The sequence below is a fragment of the Acinetobacter sp. CIP 101966 genome, assembly GCF_000369725.1.
Taxonomy (GTDB): Bacteria; Pseudomonadota; Gammaproteobacteria; order Pseudomonadales; family Moraxellaceae; genus Acinetobacter; species Acinetobacter lwoffii_Q.
Map to the genome: position 1 here is coordinate 86,098 of NZ_KB850160.1, position 22,829 is coordinate 108,926.

Genomic DNA, 22,829 nt, shown 5'->3' on the forward strand with positions numbered 1-22,829 from the left:
CTTAATGAGAAGGCTGTACTTTTCCCACTTTACGGCCATGCAGAAGGTAATACCAAACCAGGCAGCTCAGGGTGAGCAGCGCCGAGAACAGATAAAGCTGACGATAACCAATCTGATCCAGCAGCATACCCAGGAAATACGGGCCAAAACCAAGACCGGCATCCAGGGCAATAAAGAAGGTTGAGGTTGCTAGACCCATACGCTGCAATGTTGTACTTTTCACCGCAATGGTTTGACACACCGACTGGATATTCCCAAAACCAAAACCGAGTAACGCTGCACTAGAGAGTAACATCACAGAGTTTTGTGCTTGGCTTAAAAGCAAAATCCCTAATGCCATAATCACAATGGCAGGATAGATAATGATATTTTCACCTTTACGGTCCATTAAAGGGCCAGTAAAAGGACGGGATAGTAGAATGGCAAAGGCATACATTAAGAAAAAGAATGATGCGGCTTCTACCAAATTGATTTCTTTGGCATAAAAGTGAATAAACGACAATATACCTGAATAACACGTTGCCACCAGCAGTACAATCAGTGCAATCGGTAGCGCATTCGGTTCAATATACTGAGCCAGTTTGCTGGTGCTTTGCGGAGTAGAGACTGCTGACGAATGACTTGCCTTAAGGCGTGGTGGCTGGATAAATAGCCCACAGATCAGGCAGCTGAGCGCAACAATACTGGTAAAGATGAAAATTACCTGATAATTAAAATTTGTCATCAGCCAGATTCCGACAAAGGGACCAATCGCTGTGCCAAGGGTGCTGCTCATGCTGAAATATCCAATTCCTTCACCACGCCGTGTGGCAGGAATGGTCTGTGCAATCACTGTACCCAGTACAGTAGAAGCCATACCCATCATAAAACCGTGTATCAGGCGGATACCCAATAAAACTTCCAGCTTGGCCGGAATCATATACAGTCCGGAAAAGAGCAGAAAGCCAGTCAGGCCAATGACAAGCGTATTTTTCAAACCCAGCCGATTCAGTAATTTTCCGATCAATAATCGTCCAAATAACGTACCCACAATAAACAGACCGGATACCAGACCGGCTTGAGCAGTCGACGCACCTAACTCAGCAACCGAGTAGCCGACAATCACAATCACCAGCAAGTAGAACACCAGAACCAACTGGAAATTCACCAGACTGATCAGGATAAAATTGGGCGTCCATAAAGGCGTTTCTTGTTCTTGGCTCATTGAGGTCTGTCCTGAGATGAGGAATGTAACTGCTGAATGAGTTGCATTAAGGTATTTTTACTGCCTTCAAGATCATCTGATTCAATGTGCTCAAGCAACTGATCTTCAAATGCATCGATCTGTTTGGAACACATCGCAAAGGTCTCAATTCCTTGCTCACTCAACTTGAACAGCTTTTGACGTTTGTCTTCAGTTTCGAGTTGGGCAATCAGATCGAGTTCAACCAGTTGCTGAATCCGCTTAGTAATACCGGGCTTGGATACATTGAGATAACTGGAAATGTCTGCCAGCGTGCATTGTTGCTTTGACTGGATGACGTATAACACCTGCCATAAGGAATAATTTAATTGAGATGACAACAAGATCGTATTGATCTCATCGCTCATCAGGCGTGCGCAGCGTAATAGCAGTGTACGGAGTCGGGGAGATTCGGAAAACATGGGGTTAGTTAACCTGGGTAACTAAATTTACGCCTAATTTACGCCTGTTTTATCCAAAGCTCAAGAGAAGACTTTTAAAAATTATTCAGAGCAATATTTTCTCTGCTAACAGCATTTACACAGTTTAACCTGATTAAAAAATAATCAACAAAAGACTACATACTTTTTATAACAGCCACGCCTAAGCTAGCCATGTCACTAGAAAAATTCATGACTTAAAAATTGAAGGGCAAAGATGCCAAATAACAATGCATAGGTGAAGCTTATGACTCTGGGTTTAACTGCATTAGAGTTAGCACGAATACAGTTCGCCTTTACTGTATCTTTTCATATCATTTTTCCGGCAATTTCTATTGGCTTGGCCAGCTTTCTGGCCATTCTGGAATGGCGCTGGCTCAAAACCCAAAATCCGATTTTTCAGGATCTATTCAAATTCTGGGTGAAAATTTTCGCTGTGGCATTCGGGATGGGTGTCGTCTCTGGTGTGGTCATGAGCTACCAGTTTGGAACCAACTGGAGTGAGTTTTCCCGGGTGGCAGGCAGCGTGACTGGACCTTTATTGGCCTATGAAGTACTCACCGCTTTCTTTCTGGAAGCGGGCTTTCTGGGCATCATGTTATTTGGCTGGGGGCGAGTGGGACCAAAGGCGCACTTTTTCTCGACCTTGATGGTTGCGATAGGCACCTGTATTTCCATGTTCTGGATTCTATCGTCCAATAGCTGGATGCAGACCCCACAAGGCTTTGCGATTGAAAATGGCCTGATTGTTCCGCAAGACTGGCTTGCTATCGTGTTTAACCCATCTTTCCCTTATCGTCTGGCCCATATGGCCATGGCTGCCTTTCTGGTTTCCGCCTTACTGGTCGCTGCTACAGCCGCATGGCACCTCATCAAAGGCCGTCGTGATGCACTGGTCAAGACCTCATTTTCCATGGCGATGTGGCTGCTTCTGGTACTTGCGCCCTTACAAGTCGTTGTCGGTGATATGCACGGTATTAATACCCTTGAACATCAGCCAGCCAAACTTGCAGCCATGGAAGGGCACTGGGAAACCAATCATGACGAAGGCATGCCCTTATATCTCTTTGGTATTCCAGATATGGAGGCCGAAGAAACCAAATATGCAGTCGCAATTCCCAACTTGGGTAGCCTGATTCTAACCCACTCGATGGATGGAAAGGTTACAGGACTTAAAGACTTTGCGCCTGAAGACCGGCCGAATTCGCTGGTGGTGTTCTGGAGCTTCCGGATTATGGTCGGACTCGGCGTATTGATGCTGTTACTGGCGTTATGGGGAGCGTGGGCACGTACCCGTGGTCGCTTTTATGAGTCCCGTGCATTGCACCGATTTGCCCTGATTATGGGACCTTCCGGATTTATTGCCATGCTTGCGGGATGGTTTACCACAGAAGTCGGCCGTCAGCCTTGGGTAGTCTACGGCATCATGCGAACCAAGGATGCATTGTCTCCGGTTTCCGCTGAACAGGTGGGGCTGACCCTGATTATTTTTGTAGTTGTCTACTGTGTGGTATTTGGTATCGGAATTTACTACATGTTGCGCCTGATGCACAAAGGCCCGGATTTTATTCATACCCGACCAGATCATGAATCAGATAGCGATGTGGTTCAGGCCTCGCGTCGACCATTAAGTAGTATTCGCGAACGTATCGAAGAAGTTCCTGAACAACCGGATCAGGAGGACAAAAAATGATTGATTTATCATTAATCTGGATTGTGATTATTGGTTTGGGTGTATTGATTTATACCATTCTCGATGGTTTCGATCTGGGCATCGGCATCTTGTTTCCTTTCTTTCCGCATCAGGATGAACGTGATGTCATGATGAATACCGTGGCTCCGGTCTGGGATGGCAATGAAACCTGGATGGTACTGGGTGGTGCAGGGTTATTTGCAGCTTTCCCACTTGCTTACTCGACCGTACTCTCGGCACTGTATATGCCAATTATTCTGATGGTGGTTGCCTTGATTTTCCGCGGCGTGGCTTTTGAGTTCCGCTTCAAGGCAAACCGCAGTAAGCATTGGTGGGATAAAGCCTTTATCGGTGGTTCTGCGATCACCAGTTTCCTGCAAGGCATGATTTTAGGCGCCTATATTCAGGGCATTGAAACCCGAAATGGTGTCTATGTTGGGGGTGGTCTGGACTGGCTCACTCCATTCAGTATTTTCACCGGAATCAGTGTGGTGGTGCTCTATGCGGCATTAGGCTGTGGCTGGCTCATCTATAAAACCGGAGATGACTTACAAGATCGAATGTTTAAACTGATGCCTAAGCTGATTATTGCCTTGCTGATCATATTGGGTGCTGTCAGTATTTATACGCCGTTGACTCATCCTCAGATTGCTGAACGCTGGTTTAGTCAGCCACAATTTACCTATTTTATGCCAGTTCCAGTTCTGGTTCTGCTATTTACCTGGCTGGCCTTACGTGCCTGTAAAAGACGTAGTGAATTAGGCCCATTTACCTATATGCTTGTTCTGGTTTTCCTTGCTTATACCGGATTCTTGATTAGTCTATGGCCATATATTATCCCGCCGAGCGTGACTATCTGGCAGGCAGCAGCGCATGAAAATAGCCAGCTATTTGCCTTGATTGGTGCCTTGATCCTGATTCCTATTATTGTGATTTATACGGGTATGTCCTATTGGGTATTCCGGCATAAGGTCAGGGTCGGCGATGATGGCTATCATTAAGGAGTGGTCATGAAAGGCAAACAGGCATTATGGTTTGTAGGATTATGGCTGGCAGGATTTTTAACGCTGGCCCTGATTGCTGGCGCATTCCGCTTTCTGGTGCATTTGGCTTATTAAATTAGTAAAACTAAAAAAATGAAAAAAGTGATCTGAATGTCCTGATCACTTTTTATTATTTGCCATTTATCTTTGATAAAACCAAATTTACGATTTTACCTGTTTACGATACACACTTGGACGTACAGGACGAGTATGTTTCCAAAGGCCTTTTTTCTGTTTCTTGGCTTTATTTTGCAATTCCATCATATAGCGTAAATGGTTTTTATCCTTGATATATTCTTCATAGACCCACGCTGCACCACGTTTGACAATCTCTTCATTGATATTTTTGCGATAGCGGTAGACCACACCGACACAGCGGCCATAACGGTCAATGTCGGTAATCTTGACCCGAACCATTTTATTATTCACCATGCTCTTGACCAGACGCTGCGATTCCTTGCCATAGGCTTGTGATGATTCAGGGGCATCGACAAAAGCAAAGCGCAATTTGGTCTCAGAGCGACGAATGTTAAAACGGTAGCAGGTGAGGGTATCACCATCACTTACGGCTTTTACACGGCACCAGTATTTTTTGCCTTTCTTAAAAGGGCGGAAAACATCTTTTAAATAAACTGTAATTTTATGCAGCAGATAATAAGAAAAACATAGCAATACTAAGCCCAGCACAATTTGCCAGGTGATGGAGAGATTTAACAAAGGCAAGATCCAAATCAGCAAAACCAGCTGTAAAATCACAGCTAAAAGTCGAGCCATTTTAGAGCAAAGCCAGTAGATCTACGGATTAAAAGCTAATCACTCAGTGTTTAGTTTTGTACCAGCTAAAATAGCCTAAGTATATTTTTCTGGCGAAAAGATGAATCTGCAAACATCTAAACTTATATATAAAATAGCCTAAGCAATTTAAATTTCTTTATAAATAGCCTAAGTAAAAATTTTATAAATTTCAGCTCTCAAAAATTGATGTCTCTTATTCTCGTGCAAATCCTTATGCCAATATATCCCCATATTAATTTTCGGCAGTTCCACAGGGACTTCAAAAATATTTAGACTGGTAGCCAATTGTAAATGTACCAATACATTTTTAGGAATAGTCAACATAGCTGTCTTTTGTTGTTCCAAAATTTGCAGAGCAGTTGAGTAATGCTGACAGCGTAAAAAAATCTGTCGTGAATATTGTTTACGGCTTAAATAAATATCCTCAACTAAAACGCCAGTACGGCGTGATGACACGCCAATATGAGGTGAGGCAAGATAAATCTGCTCATTCATTTCTGTTAATTGTGTACACACTACAAATTCATCTTGAACCAGACGCTCAAACTGGATTTTTTCAGCAATGTTTTGTTCCAGATCTATGACAAAATCGACCTGTTGAGAGGCGAGGTCTGCTGCTATATTTTTACGGTCCAGCTTCATGCTGCTAAGTTGAATTTCCAGATTGAGTTGTTGAAAGTGCTGAACCAGTCTGGGAAAGATCATTGGCTCAATTTCATCATGTACGGCAATTTTCAAACTCTGAATCATTTCCGGTCTGAAGTGCTGATGCTGTATTGAAATATTTTGAATCGCAAAAAGTGCATTCTTCAGCTCAGGATAGATCTGTTCCGCAAACGGCGTAGTTTGCATTTTGCTGCCAGTACGTACAAATAAATCATCCTGTAAATGCTGTCTTAAACGTTGTAAAGCATGACTGGCAGCAGACTGGCTAACTGATAAAATCTGTGCAGCTTTAGAAATACTGTTCTGCTCATAAATTGCCATAAAAAGCGGATAAAGGTTAATGTCGATACGATGAAAATTTCGCAGGTCCATGACTGTTTTAGAATGAATGCTATGCATAATAATGTATGGAGTAAAATCATTTTATTCATAATAGGTTTTGGGTTAAGGTGTTGTAAAGCGTATGAATTAGAATATTTAGAGGGATAAAGAGATGTTTGAGCTTTCAGCACGTGCACAAGATTATTTAAATAGAACCAAAAAATTTATTGCTGAGGAAATTGAACCAGTTGAAGCTGATTTCTGGCAGCAAGTTCATGAGTTGAACCAAGGCGGCGACTGGACCAAATGGCAATGGCCTGCAGAACTGGAAAGCTTAAAAGCCAAAGCCAAGGCAGCTGGCCTTTGGAATATGTTTCTCCCTTGTCCTGAACTTGGCCAGGGTTTATCGGTTCAGGAATATGCACATATTGCCGAACTTTCAGGTCGTAGCCTGATTGCACCAGTCGTATTTAACTGTAATGCGCCAGATAGCGGCAATATGGAAGTATTGTGGCGTTATGGTTCTGAAGAACAGAAACAGCAATGGCTGAAGCCACTATTAGAAGGGAAAATCCGTTCGGTCTTTTGTATGACTGAACCTGCAGTTGCATCCAGTGATGCCACCAATATGCAGGCAACGGCGGTAATTCAAGGTGATGAGATTGTTCTGAATGGTCGTAAATGGTGGTCATCAGGTCTGGGTGATCCAAATGCCAAAATCATTATTTTTATGGCACATACTCCAGATGAAACAAAAGACCGTCATCATCAGCATTCCATGGTTTTAGTTCCAGTCGATACTGCAGGCGTAAAAATCGAACGGATGCTTCCAGTCTTTGGTGACTATGATGCACCACATGGCCACGGCGAAGTCAGCTTTGATAATGTTCGTGTTCCAGTTTCGAATTTTATTGGGGGTGCAGGTCAAGGCTTTGAAATTGCCCAAGGTCGTTTAGGGCCAGGCCGTATACACCATTGTATGCGTTGTATCGGTGCTGCTGAAAAATCATTAGAGTTGATGATTGACCGTGGTATGAGCCGTAGCGCATTTGGCAAAGAAATTTTAAAACTTGGCGGCAATCTGGAACGTGTCGCGGAAGCACGGGTTGCGATTGATCAGGCCCGTCTTTTGACCTTGTATGCTGCCTATAAAATGGATACTTTAGGGAATATGGCGGCACTGACTGAAATTTCTGCAATTAAAGTCGTTGCGCCAAGTGTGCTGGAAAAAGTCGTCGATATGGCCATCCAGATCCACGGCGGTGCCGGTGTTTCTCGAGATACACCATTAACCGGATTTTTTGCCCAGGCACGTGCCTTGCGTTTGGCCGATGGTCCAGATGAAGTACATAAGGGCATGATTGCCAAACTGGAACTGGCAAAACGTGGCTACAGTACACGCCACAAAAAATAAACTGGCTTAAATAGAAGATTGCAACGTATTAAAAAATTTTAAGGAAAAATTATGGCGGTTATTGATGTAGGTGGAGCAGTTCGTCAAGGTGAAGAACTGGATGTACAAGCCATCACCAATTGGTTAATTCAGCAAAATGTGAATGTTGAAGGCCCTGTGCAAGTGACCCAATATTCAGGCGGAGCTTCAAACTGGACCTACCGTTTACAGTATGCCAATGCCGATTTAATTTTACGTCGTCCGCCGCACGGTACCAAAGCCAAATCTGCACATGACATGGCACGTGAATATCATGTGCAGAAAGCCTTGGCTGAACATTATCCTGTGGTGCCTGAAATGGTGGCGCTTTGTCAAGATGAATCGGTCATTGGTTGTGATTTCTATGTGATGAAACGTCTGGAAGGAATTATCCCTCGCGCCAAAATGCCACCTGAGCTGCAGCTTACTGAATCCGATATCCGAACTTTATGTATCAATGTGATTGATAAACTGATCGAACTGCATCAGGTGCCTTATCAAGGGACCGAACTTAAAAATCTCGGTAAGGGTGAAGGCTATTGTCGCCGTCAGGTCGAAGGCTGGGATGCTCGTTATGAAAAGGCCAAAACGCTGAATGTTCCATCCTTTAAATATGTACGCAACTGGCTGAAAGACAATATTCCTTCTGATTTCAAAACCTGTGTGATTCATAATGACTGGCGTTTTGATAATGTCATCTTAAATCCGGAAAATCCGACTGAAGTGATTGGTGTACTGGACTGGGAAATGGCAACCCTCGGCGATCCGCTGATGGACCTAGGTTCTGCCTTGGCTTATTGGGTGGAAGATACTGATAATGCCATCTTTAAGGCAACACGCCGCCAGCCGACCAATCTAAAAGGTATGTTTACCCGTAAAGAGGTCGTAGATTATTATCTTGAAAAAACCGGTTTGCAGCCTGAGAACTGGACATTTTATGAGGTGTTTGGTGTATTCCGTCTCGCGGTCATTGCCCAGCAGATCTATTATCGTTATTACCATAAACAGACTAATAATCCAGCATTCAAGGATTTCTGGGTGGTGATTCATGCCTTGCATATTCGTGCCTTAAAACTGATTGGCAAGCAAAAACTGGAAGCCAATGAGATTGCACAAAAGTATGTGCTTAAATTTAAAGAGATAATGCCAAAATGACCACTATTTACTTGATCCGGCATGGCCAGGCCTCTTTTGGCGCAGAAAGTTACGATCAACTTTCGCCCAACGGCGAGTTACAGGCAAAGCTTTTGGGTCGCTATTTTGACGAAATCCTGAAAGAAGCACCTTATGTGGTGGCTGGCTCCATGCAGCGTCATCAACAGACAGCGCAATTATCACTGGATGAATGTTTTCCGGAAAGCGAGATTTTGACCGATATCGCCTGGAATGAGTTTAATCATCAGCAGGTATTCGCCCGTTATGAGCCGCGCTTTAATCAGCCTGAATTGCTGAAACAGGATGTGTCAGAACATGAAAATCCACGGGATTATCTGAGCAAGATTTTTAGCGGTGCAATTGCCCGCTGGACTGGCGATGATTATCACCATGAATATGATGAATCATGGCCAAATTTCAAAGCACGCGTGGAAAGCGGCTTAGAAAATCTGTGTGACCAGTTGTCCAAAAGCCGTCCGCGCTATGCAGTGGTCTATACCTCAGGCGGTGTGATTTCTGTTGCAGTGGGTAAAATTCTAGGGCTGAGCCCGGAGAAAACCTTTGCCCTGAACTGGGCGATTACCAATACCAGTATCACGACACTACGTCTGGTGGGTAATGAACCGCAACTACTCAGTTTAAATGAACATCATTTTATTAAAGCACAGCGTCCAGACTTATTGACCTGGATTTAAAATGAGATTGAAAACCTAATACGCTAGAAAAATAAAGGAATAGGGTAAATACATGGCTAAAACAATTTTAATTACCGGTGCAAGTTCAGGGATCGGCGCCGGTATGGCACGTGAATTTGCGAAAAAAGGCTATAACCTGGCGATTTGTGCACGTCGTTTGGAGCGTCTGGAAATCTTAAAGCAGGAACTGGAAAGCCAATATGGCATCAAAGTCATTGCCAAAACACTAGATGTCACCGATTACGATCAAGTGTTTGAAGTGTTTCGTGCTTTTAAAGAAGACTTTGGCACCATTGACCGAGTTATTGTGAATGCTGGTGTCGGTGAGGGCCGCCGGATTGGTAAAGGTAATTTTGCTATCAATAAAGCCACGGTTGAAACCAACTTTATTTCGGCATTAGCACAATGTGAAGCTGCAGTTGAAATCTTCCGTGCACAAAACTCTGGCCATCTGGTGATGATTTCATCTATGAGTGCAATGCGCGGTATGCCAAAACATTTAACGGCTTATGGTGCAAGTAAGGCCGGCGTGGCTCATTTAGCGGAAGGCATTCGAGCTGAATTGATCGATACGCCAATAAAAGTGACCACCATTTTCCCAGGATATATTCGTACTGAAATTAATGAAGGGGCAAAAAAGCTACCTTTTGAAGTAGATGAAAAAACTGGTTCGCGTTTATTGGCAGCAGAAATTGAAAAAGCACCAGTTAAGGCTTATGTGCCGAAATGGCCTTGGTTGCCACTCGGTCTAGCCATGAAAGTATTACCACTTAAACTGGTGAACAAGTTAGGTTAAAAGCGCTCTTAGATCTATAAAAAGAGAAGCTAGAGCGCTTCTCTTTTTATTTTTTTATGACAAACTGAGAAAAATTTCTGAATCAGTATTTTTTTCTAAAAAATGTATAGCTTGAATTTACAAAAAAGCGAAATCTTATAAATCCTAATATATTGATTATTAAAATAAAGTTTTAAATTATCAAAAATTATATTTTTATTTTATTGATGAATTTGCAATTAAATCAATTACTTTTAAATTTTCGTTTCATGAGAAAGACCATCTTTTACTTTTCCTAATTTTCGCCAATTTTAAGAACTTTTCCAAACTGTCCAAAACTTAGACATACTCACTCTAAAAGTGGAAAGATAACTTCTCTTTTTTAGAATTTCCTTTAATGTACAACCGTTCAGAAATTAAAGGTTGTCCATATGTCTACATCTGCGGATATGACTGACCAGCAGCGAATCTCCAAGGTCAGAAGTATCGTTACCCAGGCCGGGGAAGAGGTGCGTGCTCGTTATCCCATACTCAAACATCAGAACTTTATAGGTGCGAGTATTTTAGGCTTTGCCTGGGCAGGCATGATTGCATGCGCGGTAGCATATGGAACAGGTTATCTCTCAGCATGGTTTACCATTCCCTTGATTGCGATTTTTGCGTCATTGACCCATGAATTGGAACATGACCTGATTCATTATATGTATTTCAAAAAAACACCTTGGGCACATCATCTGATGCTGGCACTGGTCTGGTTGGCACGTCCAAACACCATCAGTCCGTGGGCACGTCGTCGTTTACATTTGCATCATCATAAATATTCAGGCACTGAACATGACCTGGAAGAACGTGGCATCAGTAATGGTATGCCTTGGGGCATTCGCCGAATTCTGGTCATTAGTGACCAGTTGATGTCAGTGTATCTGCGTCCATTTCAGATGTTTAAGATGATTCATCTTTTTCTGGAAAAACAGCCTGAAAAAGAACGTAAAATTGCCATGATTTCTCAGTTATTCGGCTTTTTACCTCTCAGCATTATTTACTATGGATTGTGCTATCTGTTTGTGGTTTTTCATGGTTTAAATGCCATTGCACCGCTATTTGGTTATGAGATGCTCTGGTCACAAGGTATTGTCAACACGATGCCGATCGTGAATCTGCTGGCAGTCATCTGGGTGATTCCGAACTTTATCCGTTCTTTTAGCTTGCAGTTTGTCAGTTCAAATATGCATTACTATGGCGATATTGATCCACGTGATGTGATCAAACAAACCCAAGTGCTCAATCCATGGTGGATGGTCCCGTTCCAGTTATTCTGCTGTAATTTTGGTTCGACCCATGCGATTCATCACTTTGTAGTCAAGGAGCCATTTTATATCCGTCAACTGACGTCTAAAACGGCGCATAAAGTAATGAAAGAAGTGGGCGTGCGTTTTAATGATGTGGGAACCTTTAAGCGTATGAATCGCTGGAATGACTATAAAATCTAAGCTTTGATTGTCATAAAAATCCCGTTTTTAAGCGGGATTTTTTTATATTTATCCTTTGTGATTTACCCAAGGGCAAGATGTATAAGCCTGTATTTTGCAAGAATCCTATCTTAGTTAAATTTAGGTGAACATGCATTTAAAATGACTGTTGAGAAAATAGTTCAAAAGAATAAACTCAGGTAAAATTAAGTATATCCCTATATAAATTAGCCCGCTATGTTGCTGAAAGCCGCCACCATTGCCTTGATTCCTGCACTTGTCATTCAGGGTAATCGTGTCAAGAAAAATACCCTAAGACTGCCGGAACCTGAAGGTGCACGTGAAGGTCAAACCGGAACCGGCAACAAACTGTCTCTGCTGATTTTAGGGGATTCGGCAGCAGCAGGTGTAGGAGTAGAACATCAGGATGACGCATTACTGGGTGCAATTCTGCATGAACTGAAAGATGACTTTGAAATTGACTGGAAATTACAGGCCAAAACAGGCGATACCAGCTCAAAAGTAATTCATGCTTTGAACCAAATAGAAGTCCAGCACTATGATGTAATCGTCACGTCGGTTGGCGTCAATGATGTGACCAAACTGATGCCTGCTGATATTTGGATTCAGAAACAGGAACAGCTTTATAGCAAAATCCAGCAGAAATTTAGACCGAAACTGATCATTGCTGCCGGTGTTCCGCCAATGAATATGTTTCCGGCGCTACCGAATCCTTTAGCCTGGCTATTTGGCCAGTATGCTAAACAGATGAACCAGCAACTGGAAAAATTTGTGAATCAGCAAGTGAATATGCAATGGATTGAATACGATATTGAGAAGTATCGTGCCATGAATTTACAAATGGCTGCAGATGGTTTTCATCCGAGTAAGGAAGTTTATACACTTTGGGGACAAGAAGTGGCTGGCAAGATTCGGCAGACCTTCTAAAATAGTTGAAATCTCTCAATTTAGTTAATTCTATGTCTGATATTGAAACCCATCCGTTACCGCCATTTTTACCGCCCAATGCCAAGTTACTGATGTTAGGTAGTTTTCCGCCACCTGCAACGCGTTGGAAAATGAACTTTTATTATCCGAATTATCAGAATGATATGTGGCGGATTTTTGGACTGATTTTTTTTGAAAATAAAGATTACTTTTTAGATCTACCCAATAAAAAATTTCAGGAACAATTAATCCGGGAGTTCTTAACAGAAACGGGGATTGCAATTTTTGATAGTGGCTATCAGATCCGGCGTTTAAAGGGCAATGCTTCAGACAAATTTTTGGAAATTGTAGTACCCACCAATATTGAGCAACTGCTCAGCCAAATGCCGCAGTGCAATCATATTATGACCACAGGCGACAAGGCCACAGACACCATGATGCTGTCTATGCCTGAAGGGACTTTAAAGCCGAGTATTGGTCAGCCAAGTCAGGCTCATTTTGTCGGACGTGATCTGTATTTATATCGCATGCCTTCATCTTCTCGAGCATATCCGGTTTCTCTGGAGAAAAAAGCCGAAAGTTACCGATTGATGTTTGAACATGTGGGTCTGGTTTAATATTTAATCCAATAATCAGATAAAATGGTTAAAGAGGTTTTAGGCTACAGACAAGACATAAACTTACTATTTGTAAGTTGGTGGCTTTATTTATTCATATTTGGATATTCAACCCAGCGATGGCTATTAATTTTAATCTCCCGGACATGATGAAAGCTGGACCAGATTAACTGGCTACCTTTGGTCCATTTTAAAGCTCGAATACGCGACTCCACCTGCTGTATTTCCTCAGGTGAGGCCGGACGTAAAGGCCCAATTTCTGCATATAAGCGTACTCCTGGATAACGCTTAAATTTACCTTTAAGCAACGAATGAAACCAAAACAGTTTGCTACTGTTCACAGCCTGTATGCAGGCCATCGGCTGATGCTGTAAATTTTCAGAAAAAGTAGTGGAATAAGTATCAAAAAAGAAACCCGTACTGGTCTTTTTGTTGAGAAATATAGTTCCGATCGGAGTAATGCTAGGCAAACCTTTAGAGTTGACCGTTGCAATAGAGCAATGCATGGCAGCCCGTTGTGCATCAGCGACCACTTGGCGAATCTGTTGCCATTCACTCTCAGAAATCATGTCGTGATTCTCTTTTTATTTTTTATAAATTTTATAACAACTTATTTAGCTTGGCATTGCCTGAAAAAACTAAAACTACGGCAGTTTGATCAATCTAAATCGTTATTCAGATTATAAAAAAGAGCCACATGGGCTCTTTAAAAAATGCAAAATGCGGCGATTAGCCATCGTATTCGACATAATCCCACAAATTTAAACGTGCTTTAATTTCATGACGGATCTCAGGCAACATCGGCAAAAGAGTACCATCAATCCATAAGCTCAACGCTTGGGTAGAGAGTACTTGCTGCTGTTCATCGACCAGTTGTGCACCTTTCAACATAATTCCGGTCTCATCAGTGGCTTCGGTTTCTACACCTTTAAATAAAACCTGTAATTCATAACCGCTATCCTGAATCAGCCATTCCAGTTCGAGCTGAATATTTTCACTGGATTTCAAAACCACCTGTCCCTCGACCGTATCGGAGTCGGACAGACAGTCATGTTCCACCCGAATTTTGGCCAAATACCATTCTTGCTGGGATAAATCATGGAGGGTTTTTACAGGCGTCAGAATATCACTGAACTTAAACTGACGGCTTAGATCAAAAAATTGCATGGGAGTGGAGGGCGAACAATCGCAAAATACGAGAAAAATGTAATTCTAAAGTAAGCGCAATAGACTGTAAAACCCTTTAAACGATGATTGGACTAAGTTAATTTAAGCGGTCATTCTCAAAATACAGGCTTTTCATGTCGTCGTAATTGTGAGGTCATTCTAATGTCATTACATTAACCATTCACCGGGAAATTTCGTCACCAGATTCATCATAAAACGCTGGAATTTTGTAGTTTCCGGATCATGTAAATGCTGAATACTACGGCCATCGTTTTGATGTTCCAGCCAAATCATTTCATTTTTTTCGTTCAGTTTAAGTTGATAAGCCACGCGTGGTAAGTACTGATCCATCGCACTGGCAATTTCCTTCTGAAAATCTTCCGATTCAATGACCAGACCGACTTCGGTATTCAGATAGGCTGAACGCGGATCAAAATTAAATGAACCGACAAACACCATGCCATCCAGATCAAAAAACTTGGCATGCAAACTGGAGCTATTTTTGTTTTTAGCCGGGATGATGTCTCCGGTCATAATTTCATACCAGGTCCGTTCCGGACGGACAATGTAGGGTTTAAATTCCCAGAGTTCGATGCCACTTTTCAATAATTGCTGACGATATTGCTGGTAATAGGCATGCACTGCGGCCACATCATTGGCCTGAAAAGAGTTGGTCAGGATTCTGATTTTCACACCTTGTTGCGCACGGCGGGTTAAATAGTCGGCCCCTTTTTGCGTGGGAATAAAGTACGAGGACACCAGTTCCAGATGTTTTTTTGGCTCACCCATTAATTCAAGCATATGGGTATAAATATAATCGCCATTTTGGGCATGAGGACGGGCTTTTGCGGGACTATCCGCAACAAAATAAGCTGGCGCCCAGTGAATGGGTTGTTTTTTTAAGTGTTGTTCGACTTGCTTCTGGGCAATGCCCACCCGGCGTTTGAGTTCAGTTTCATCAACATCTTCACGTTCAAATTCAGTTCTGAGCCTTTTGAGCATTTCAGGATGGCCGGCATCATTTAGCACCTGTCGAACGTCATAACTCAGATCATCATTCCAGAAGTTAATAAAGGTCTGATTGGCATCTGTTACGCTTTGCCCCGCGAAGAATATATCAACATCGGTGAATTGAAAATCTTCACTGGCATCAAAATATTCACTGCTGATATTCCGGCCACCGGTCACGGCTGCAGTTCCGTCCGCAATGATCAGTTTATTGTGCATGCGATGATTAACCTTTTTCATCCGGAAACCATAATCCAGCGCACGTAAATGACGAAATTTATAGGGATTAAAAATCCGGACTTCAAAATTTGGATGTTGGCTTAGAGCAAGAAGCTTGTCATCAAGCTGGGTGCCATTTTGATCATCAATCTGAACCCGCACTTTGACACCGCGATCGGCAGCTTTGAGTAATTGAGACAAGATCATATTGCCAATATAATCATCCTTCCAGATGTAATATTGCAGATCCAGATGATATTTGGCCTTGTTAATCAGGTGCAGACGTGCTGCCATACTCATAAAACCATCATAGAGCGGCAAGAAAGCCGTTTTACCGCTATTGATCTGCTGTTTTGAAAGTTGATTGTCGATCCAGTGCGCCGGTCGAACCGGCGTGATTTTCGCTTCTTCAGCAGTATTGGGAGCCAGTTCACAGCCAGAAAGCATGATGCTAAAAGTAAAAATGCTCAAACATACAAAGGGCGAAGGTTTAGTCATTGATGTTCCATTAATTATAGGATCTTTTATTCCTTATCTGGTGATGTTAATAGTTGAATCTCCGAATAGAAAGAGGTTACTGTTAGTCATCTGTAAATCAGCAAAAAAAGGACAGTTTTACATGAAATCACGTGCAGCAGTTGCGTTTGGTCCAGGCCAGCCATTAGAAATTGTAGAAGTGGATGTTGCTCCACCAAAAGCAGGTGAAGTACTGGTAAAAATTAGCCATACAGGCGTGTGTCATACCGATGCATTTACCTTGTCTGGTGAAGATCCTGAAGGTGTATTTCCTGCAATTTTAGGTCATGAAGGTGCGGGTGTGGTTGTTGAAGTCGGTGAAGGCGTCACCAGCCTGAAACCGGGCGATCACGTGATTCCGCTTTATACTGCTGAGTGCGGCGAATGCTTGTTCTGTAAGTCAGGTAAGACCAACCTGTGTGTTGCTGTGCGTGCGACCCAAGGTAAAGGTGTCATGCCAGATGGTACAACCCGTTTCTCTTATAATGGCGAGCCGATCTATCACTATATGGGTTGTTCAACTTTTTCAGAATATACCGTGGTTGCTGAAGTTTCTCTGGCAAAAATTAATCCTGAAGCCAACCATGAGCATGTCTGCCTGCTGGGTTGTGGTGTGACTACTGGTATTGGTGCGGTGCATAACACGGCGAAAGTTCAGGAAGGTGACAGTGTTGCAGTATTTGGTTTAGGGGGTATCGGTCTTGCTGTAGTGCAAGGCGCACGTCAGGCCAAAGCCGGTCGCATCATTGTGATTGATACCAATCCGGATAAATTTGAACTGGCGAAACAGTTTGGTGCGACAGATTTCCTGAATCCAAAAGACTATGATCAGCCGATCCAGCAAGTGATCGTCGAAATGACTGGTTGGGGTGTAGACCATTCATTCGAATGTATCGGTAATGTAGATGTAATGCGTTCAGCACTAGAATGTGCGCACCGTGGCTGGGGTCAATCAGTGATTATTGGAGTAGCCGGTGCAGGTAAAGAAATTTCAACCCGTCCATTCCAGTTAGTCACAGGTCGTAAATGGATGGGTACTGCGTTTGGTGGGGTGAAAGGCCGTTCACAATTGCCGGGAATGGTAGAGCAATCCATGAAAGGTGAAATTCAACTTAAGCCTTTTGTGACACATACCATGCCATTAGATCAGATCAATGAAGCTTTTGACCTGATGCATGAAGGCAAGTCGATCCGTACAGTCATTCATTTTGACTAAGCTGTTTTAATCTAAAAAAGACCTGTACCAAGCCGGTCTTTTTTATGCGGCTTTCACTTGATTCAGGATACATTAGTGCATGAAAGCCTCACAGAGAGTCACTGAAACAACACACGCCTGCTAATGTCATTACATGCCAGATGCTTATATTAAATAGGACGTATGAAAATACGTGATAAAACCATTTTAAAGAATAAGGATAAGCTCTATGTCGAATGATAATTTTGATCGTGATGTAATTAAGAATGCGCCTAAAGATGTCCGCGATGATTTAAATGCTGATCCAATTACGGGTGAACCTGGCGCACATCCTGTAGGTACAGGTGTAGGTGCTGCAGGTGGCGCAGCGGCAGGTGCAGCCATTGGTGCTGCAGGCGGTCCAGTCGGTGTCGCTGTTGGTGGTGTAGTCGGTGCTGTTGTTGGTGGTCTGGCAGGTAAAGGTGTAGGCGAAGCTATAAATCCAACAGAAGAACAGGCTTACTGGCGTGATAATTCGATCAATACGCCATACTATTCAGATGCTCGTACCACCTATAGCGATCTGGATTATGACCGTGATTATGATACGGCCTATCGAGTTGGTTATGAAAACCGTGGCAGCTATGATGCCCATACTCGTTTTGAAGACGTAGAACCTGATTTGAGATTGAAATGGGAACAAATGAAAGGTCAATCACGTTTAAACTGGGAACAGGCTAAATTTGCAGTGCGTGATGCCTGGAATCGTGTTTCAAGTTAATTTTTAATCTTCGGATTAAAATGAAGTTTCTTTGGTAAAACCCGCGATAAGTTTGTGGGTTTTACCACTTTTAGTGATATATATCACGCTTTGATGAATCGATAAATAAAAGTAGAAAAGTTAATAAATATTTTTTTATATTTAATGCTTGTCAAATGGTCCCAGAGCGCGTATTTTAATTTCAGAATCACATTTTATGAAAGACATAACATGTTAAAGCAACCTATCATTTCAAACGCATATTTTTATTTCTGGCAGTTTAGCTAATTGCCTGAATGCGTTTGGGCAATGAAAAGGTTGCCCACCAGTTTATACCTGATCGGCAACCCTGATCAGGTTTTTTTATGCCTTTCATTTTTTACAATATTTTGGAGACAGCCATGACAAACTTTAACTATTCATACTTTAACAACTTTTATTGGTCTTATTTTAGTCAGCTAATGACACTCACAACACCTTCGATTAGACCCATAACGCTCAAATAAAAGTTTGGACTGATTGCCAGTCCCAGGATTAAAGTCATGAATACCCCAAATACATCACAACAACATCATGCTGAAAGCATTTTAATTTTACCTCAGCAGCTTAAGCAGCAATTGCCACTGTCTCCGCAATTGGCCAGCCAAGTCGCTGAACATCGTCAAATCATTCAAAATATATTAGAAGGCAAGGATCATCGTTTGATGGTGGTCACCGGCCCATGTTCCATTCATGATGAAGCTTCGGCGCTAGACTATGCAGAAAAATTAAAACAGCTTCAGTCACAGCTATCTGATCAGATTTTCCTGGTGATGCGTGCTTATATCGAAAAACCGCGGACTACCGTAGGCTGGAAAGGTTTCCTTTACGATCTAAATCTGGATGGTTCATCCAATATGCAATTGGGCTTGGAAAAATCTCGTGACTTATACCTAAAAATCATTGAAATGGGTCTGCCCATTGCCTCTGAAATTCTTAGCCCGATGGCAACTGCTTATTTCGATGACTTATTAGCTTGGGGTGCGATTGGCGCACGTACCAGCGAATCGCAAATTCATCGCGAAATTTCCAGCCATATGCCGTACAGCATCGGTTTCAAAAATGGTACTGACGGTTCGATCCAGATTGCATTAGATGCCATTCAGTCTGCCTCTCATCCTCATCAATTCCTGGGGATGAGCCAGTCTGGTTTACCATGCATTTTACACTCGCAAGGTAATCCTAAAGCACATTTGATTTTACGTGGCTCGAATAGCGGACCAAATTACCAATTGTCAGAAATTGAGAAAATCCGGGCCAAACATCAGATCGACTTACCGGCATTGGTGATTGACTGTAGTCATGGCAATAGCTCAAAAAATCCGATGCTGCAGCCTGAAGTATTGGAGCAGATCGTGGCAGAACGCTTACAGACCAATGTTCGTGGCGTAATGCTAGAAAGTCATCTTGTTGACGGCAACCAGAAAATTTCTGAGCAAATGACTTATGGTCAGTCTATAACTGATGGATGTCTGGGCTGGACAAAAACCGAACAACTATTGTTAAATATGACTGACTCACTACGGCTCGAAGGTTTGAAGCGTAGTGCTTAAAACTGAATGATGTCTTTCCTCAATTGATTGGGGAAAGACAGAATCGGATGAAGCCGATCAGCGCATCTCCCAGATGCTTAAACTAGCTCATCACAGCGTTTGAAAATAAAAATAATGATTAGAACGATTTTATAAATTGAATAAAAATAATTAAATTAAAAAATAAACAATAACAATAATTTATTAGAGGTCTTGCTTCAGCTGATTCTACACGGCTGACCAGTCATGATCTCAGGAATCTCGATATGTATACAACCGAATTGCTCGATGAAGCACGTAAATTTATGCACCATATGCTAAGCGTAATACGGACTCCAATAATGAACTGCGCTTGCAAATCAAATTGAAAAGTAATCGTCTTAACCCAGTTTTGCAGGCGGAAAGTACTCAAATATCTATGCTTGAGCAGTCTAGATCACGCACACTTTCTACCGATTAATACTGAGGATCTGGGCAACGCATAATTTGGCTAAAAACGTATGGCCAATGTCACTTTTAATGTTAGGTGGCATAATCAATGCCAGAGTCTGAAAGCGGATATTTCTATTTTGGACTTACAAGGGTTGTTATTCACCAATTAAAATGTCTATGCGATAAACCATTTAAAATGTCCTGTTTTTAACCACAAGAGTCAAGCACAGGATTTAACTTTCTTTGTTCAATAACAGCTTTCTGAGCTTTACGACTCGGCATACTTTTCTTGAGACGGGAACGTTTATTCTGTTTTTCCAACTCTTCATGCTGTTGCTGAATATGTGCCAGAACTGTACCTAACCGTTTATTCTCAACGATCTCATTCTGCTGTAGCCCAGCTAATTTATTGAAAATGCTGTAGTTGAGCTTTCGTCCCTCGTGCATGAGAGCCACAGTCCCATCCGGGTACTCCAGAAATGAAATATATTGCCCAACAAGCTTATGATTCAGCTCTATCGGTTCAAGCAGATAAATACATTTGTCATAGGTCAGGGTCAGATTCTTGGTGACCTTACGCGGTTCCTGCCAGGTAAAAATATCATCCAGTTCAAGATGAGATTCGGTTAATGGCCGATGTAAATTCTTTGAGTTTCGCGCACACTTGGCAAACTTCTGATTGAAATGCTCAATAAAGCAGGGCAGCCAGGCATTTGCCTCGGCAATTGAACAGATACCTTCTAGGCGCATTTCCTTGATCAGGCGATCCTGGAGTGTTCTATTGGCACGTTCCACACGGCCTTTGGCCTGGGGTGAGTTGGCGAAGATAATATCAATATTTAACTCATTCAGAATCCGCCCAAATTGCGTGATCTGGCTATCTTGGCTCGATTTCTGATTCACTCGGAATACCGAGTGTTTATCGCTATAAAACGCTAAAGGCTTGCCGTATTGCTCAATGTAGGCTCGGGTTGAAAGCATATAATCAAAGGTCGTTTCAGCCTCACAAAAGCGCAGATGCAACAGCTTTCCAGTGGCGTCATCGATATAAACCAGCAAGCAGCATTTGGAAGCTCGACCTTCAAACCAGTCATGATATGAGCCATCAATCTGAATCAGCTCACCGAAGCAATCCCGGTTATAGCGGGGCTGATATGGACGTTTCAGGCGCTTGGATCGAGGAATCCAGAGGTCATTTGCAGTCATCCAGCGACGAACCGTTTCTACCGGGATATGCAGGCCAAACATGCTGCTGAGCTTCTCATGAGCCAATGTAGGACCAAAGCCAAGTAAATGTTCAGAAATAATGGAAAGACATTCTGATTTTAACAGGACGTCATGGCGACGATGACCCGGTTGACCACGACTGGCATGTGCCATACCTGAGACACCATCTTGATTGAGTTTCTGCAATAACCGGGTAATTTGACGGGTGGAAAGATTCAGGATTTCAGCAGCACGGACCTGGGTAATACGATGATCTCTAACGTCTTGCAGAACTGCAAGACGTTGAATTTCTTTATCAGACATAATGATCAGCATTTATATTTTATATCCAGTCCATGGTGATAAAAACCATCATAAACCAGACATTTTTATTGGTGAGAATATAGACACTTTAAATGGGTTCTAACAAGGGCCTTTCGTATAATCGCCATTATGTTAAATGGGGCTTTGTTGCACAAAGCTGTTCGTAAGGTCTAATTCAGCAATATAATTTCCGAATGAAGAAGCCTCCACCTAATATCTACCGTACAATCAACTGGTCCAAATACAATCAAGCCTTAATTAATCGAGGAAACATTTCGATTTGGTTTGATCCCAAGACTCAATGGTACGCTCAACCCAAAGGTAAACATGGTCGAAATCAAACTTATTCAGATACAGCCATCCAATGCTGTTTAATGATTAAATCCTTATTTCGACTCTCTTTACGTATGGTCACTGGCTTTGTGAAAAGTCTCATTAAGCTTTGTGGTTTAGATTGGACAGCGCCAGATTATTCCACCATTTGCAGAAGACAAAAGCATATTGATCTTGTAATTGGCTATCAAAAAAGTAGTGATGGACTACATCTACTTGTCGACTCTACTGGTTTAAAGTTTTTAGGTGAAGGTGAATGGAAACGCAAGAAACATCAGCCTGAATATCGTCGCCAATGGCGAAAACTTCATATCGGTATAGATGCTGAAACCCTACAAATACGATCAGTTCAACTCACGACCAACAATGTGAGTGATTCGCAAGTCCTTGGTGATTTACTAAATCAAATCCCATTGGATGAACAGATTGATTCAGTCTATACAGATGGGGCTTATGACACAAAACAATGCCGTCAGGTCATTGCAGATCGGCAAGCGCATGCAGTGATTCCACCTAGGAAAAATGCGAGACCTTGGAAAGATACAAAAGTTCATTCGCGAGAGCGAAATGAATTACTTCGAACAGTTAAGCATTTAGGAAGAATAATATGGAAAAAATGGTCAGGTTACCATCGGCGCAGTTTGGTTGAAACCAAGATGCATTGCATCAAATTATTGGGGGATAAACTCAGTGCGAGAAACTTTCAAAGCCAAGTCAATGAGATTCATGCACGTGTGGCAGTATTAAATAAATTTACGGAATTAGGCCGACCTCATACCCGAGTTGTGTCTTAAATTTGACTAGCTCAGAGTAGCTTTAATTTTAAATCTTTGTGCAACAAAGCCGTT

The 22,829-nt window shown here is 42.3% G+C and carries 22 protein-coding genes; 14 read left to right on the plus strand and 8 right to left on the minus strand.

Translation table 11 applies throughout. The features are described 5' to 3' along the window. Position 1: 1 nt before the first annotated feature. Positions 2-1,204, minus strand: a complete 1,203-nt coding sequence (locus F891_RS06465; protein ID WP_005262788.1) for an MFS transporter — start codon at positions 1,202-1,204, stop codon at positions 2-4. After that, positions 1,201-1,644: a MarR family winged helix-turn-helix transcriptional regulator gene (locus F891_RS06470; RefSeq protein ID WP_005262789.1), complete on the minus strand. Its 444-nt coding sequence runs from the start codon at positions 1,642-1,644 to the stop codon at positions 1,201-1,203. The genes F891_RS06465 and F891_RS06470 overlap by 4 nt, the downstream gene beginning before the upstream one ends. Before the next feature lie 265 nt (positions 1,645-1,909). On the opposite strand from F891_RS06470, the gene F891_RS06475 reads away from it, so the two are divergent. The 3 genes from F891_RS06475 to F891_RS17825 are packed head-to-tail and all read left to right on the plus strand — an operon-like array spanning position 1,910 to position 4,473. After that, on the plus strand, positions 1,910-3,355 hold the full coding sequence (locus F891_RS06475) for a cytochrome ubiquinol oxidase subunit I (RefSeq protein ID WP_005262790.1): 1,446 nt from the start codon (positions 1,910-1,912) through the stop codon (positions 3,353-3,355). Beyond that, positions 3,352-4,356, plus strand: a complete 1,005-nt coding sequence (gene cydB, locus F891_RS06480; RefSeq protein ID WP_005262791.1) for a cytochrome d ubiquinol oxidase subunit II — start codon at positions 3,352-3,354, stop codon at positions 4,354-4,356. The genes F891_RS06475 and cydB overlap by 4 nt, the downstream gene beginning before the upstream one ends. 9 nt (positions 4,357-4,365) lie before the next feature. Further along, on the plus strand, positions 4,366-4,473 hold the full coding sequence (locus F891_RS17825) for a hypothetical protein (RefSeq protein ID WP_004647088.1): 108 nt from the start codon (positions 4,366-4,368) through the stop codon (positions 4,471-4,473). Between the two features lie 87 nt (positions 4,474-4,560). On the opposite strand, the gene F891_RS06485 is transcribed toward F891_RS17825, so the two are convergent. Both F891_RS06485 and F891_RS06490 read right to left on the minus strand, forming a co-directional pair. Next, positions 4,561-5,172, minus strand: coding sequence for a thermonuclease family protein (locus tag F891_RS06485; RefSeq protein ID WP_005262794.1), 612 nt, complete (start codon positions 5,170-5,172; stop codon positions 4,561-4,563). A 168-nt stretch (positions 5,173-5,340) separates the two neighbouring features. After that, entirely contained in the window at positions 5,341-6,258 is a 918-nt protein-coding gene (locus tag F891_RS06490) for a LysR family transcriptional regulator (protein WP_005262796.1), read from the minus strand. A gap of 94 nt (positions 6,259-6,352) precedes the next feature. On the opposite strand from F891_RS06490, the gene F891_RS06495 reads away from it, so the two are divergent. The 7 genes from F891_RS06495 to F891_RS06525 all read left to right on the plus strand — a co-directional run bounded on the left by F891_RS06495 (position 6,353) and on the right by F891_RS06525 (position 13,271). Then, complete coding sequence (locus tag F891_RS06495) at positions 6,353-7,594, plus strand: acyl-CoA dehydrogenase family protein (RefSeq protein WP_005262799.1); 1,242 nt, start codon at positions 6,353-6,355, stop codon at positions 7,592-7,594. Positions 7,595-7,645: 51 nt separating this feature from the next. Then, complete coding sequence (locus tag F891_RS06500; RefSeq protein WP_005262800.1) at positions 7,646-8,767, plus strand: phosphotransferase family protein; 1,122 nt, start codon at positions 7,646-7,648, stop codon at positions 8,765-8,767. Continuing rightward, positions 8,764-9,462: a histidine phosphatase family protein gene (locus F891_RS06505; protein ID WP_005262805.1), complete on the plus strand. Its 699-nt coding sequence runs from the start codon at positions 8,764-8,766 to the stop codon at positions 9,460-9,462. Before F891_RS06500 ends, F891_RS06505 begins: the two co-directional genes overlap by 4 nt. 52 nt (positions 9,463-9,514) lie before the next feature. Then, entirely contained in the window at positions 9,515-10,258 is a 744-nt protein-coding gene (locus tag F891_RS06510) for an SDR family oxidoreductase (RefSeq protein ID WP_004280440.1), read from the plus strand. A gap of 410 nt (positions 10,259-10,668) precedes the next feature. Continuing rightward, a complete protein-coding gene (locus F891_RS06515; RefSeq protein WP_005100136.1) occupies positions 10,669-11,727 on the plus strand; it encodes a fatty acid desaturase in 1,059 nt (352 codons plus the stop codon). 216 nt (positions 11,728-11,943) lie between these two features. Next, a complete protein-coding gene (locus F891_RS06520; RefSeq protein ID WP_005262806.1) occupies positions 11,944-12,654 on the plus strand; it encodes an SGNH/GDSL hydrolase family protein in 711 nt (236 codons plus the stop codon). 32 nt (positions 12,655-12,686) lie between these two features. Continuing rightward, positions 12,687-13,271, plus strand: a complete 585-nt coding sequence (locus F891_RS06525; RefSeq protein ID WP_005262807.1) for a uracil-DNA glycosylase family protein — start codon at positions 12,687-12,689, stop codon at positions 13,269-13,271. A gap of 86 nt (positions 13,272-13,357) precedes the next feature. On the opposite strand, the gene F891_RS06530 is transcribed toward F891_RS06525, so the two are convergent. The 3 genes from F891_RS06530 to F891_RS06540 all read right to left on the minus strand — a co-directional run bounded on the left by F891_RS06530 (position 13,358) and on the right by F891_RS06540 (position 16,163). Beyond that, complete coding sequence (locus tag F891_RS06530) at positions 13,358-13,840, minus strand: hypothetical protein (protein ID WP_005246160.1); 483 nt, start codon at positions 13,838-13,840, stop codon at positions 13,358-13,360. Positions 13,841-14,000: 160 nt separating this feature from the next. After that, positions 14,001-14,438 (minus strand): hypothetical protein, encoded by a 438-nt coding sequence (locus F891_RS06535; protein WP_005262808.1) that lies wholly within the window; start codon positions 14,436-14,438, stop codon positions 14,001-14,003. Positions 14,439-14,606: 168 nt separating this feature from the next. After that, positions 14,607-16,163, minus strand: coding sequence for a phospholipase D family protein (locus F891_RS06540; RefSeq protein ID WP_005262809.1), 1,557 nt, complete (start codon positions 16,161-16,163; stop codon positions 14,607-14,609). Positions 16,164-16,284: 121 nt separating this feature from the next. Here F891_RS06540 and F891_RS06545 point away from each other — a divergent pair, with 121 nt between their 5' ends. The 3 genes from F891_RS06545 (at position 16,285) to F891_RS06555 (ending at position 19,707) form a co-directional block, all read left to right on the plus strand. Next, the gene (locus tag F891_RS06545; RefSeq protein ID WP_005262810.1) at positions 16,285-17,397 is read left to right on the plus strand and encodes an S-(hydroxymethyl)glutathione dehydrogenase/class III alcohol dehydrogenase; all 1,113 of its coding nucleotides are present in this window, start codon (positions 16,285-16,287) and stop codon (positions 17,395-17,397) included. Positions 17,398-17,605: 208 nt separating this feature from the next. Beyond that, on the plus strand, positions 17,606-18,136 hold the full coding sequence (locus F891_RS06550; RefSeq protein ID WP_005262811.1) for a hypothetical protein: 531 nt from the start codon (positions 17,606-17,608) through the stop codon (positions 18,134-18,136). Positions 18,137-18,657: 521 nt separating this feature from the next. Beyond that, on the plus strand, positions 18,658-19,707 hold the full coding sequence (locus tag F891_RS06555) for a 3-deoxy-7-phosphoheptulonate synthase (protein WP_005262812.1): 1,050 nt from the start codon (positions 18,658-18,660) through the stop codon (positions 19,705-19,707). A gap of 618 nt (positions 19,708-20,325) precedes the next feature. On the opposite strand, the gene F891_RS06560 is transcribed toward F891_RS06555, so the two are convergent. Continuing rightward, positions 20,326-21,660, minus strand: a complete 1,335-nt coding sequence (locus tag F891_RS06560) for an ISNCY-like element ISAba32 family transposase (RefSeq protein ID WP_005262813.1) — start codon at positions 21,658-21,660, stop codon at positions 20,326-20,328. A gap of 182 nt (positions 21,661-21,842) precedes the next feature. Between F891_RS06560 and F891_RS06565 the strand changes: the two genes are divergently transcribed. After that, the gene (locus F891_RS06565) at positions 21,843-22,775 is read left to right on the plus strand and encodes an IS5-like element ISAlw1 family transposase (protein WP_004278954.1); all 933 of its coding nucleotides are present in this window, start codon (positions 21,843-21,845) and stop codon (positions 22,773-22,775) included. Positions 22,776-22,829: the final 54 nt, after the last annotated feature.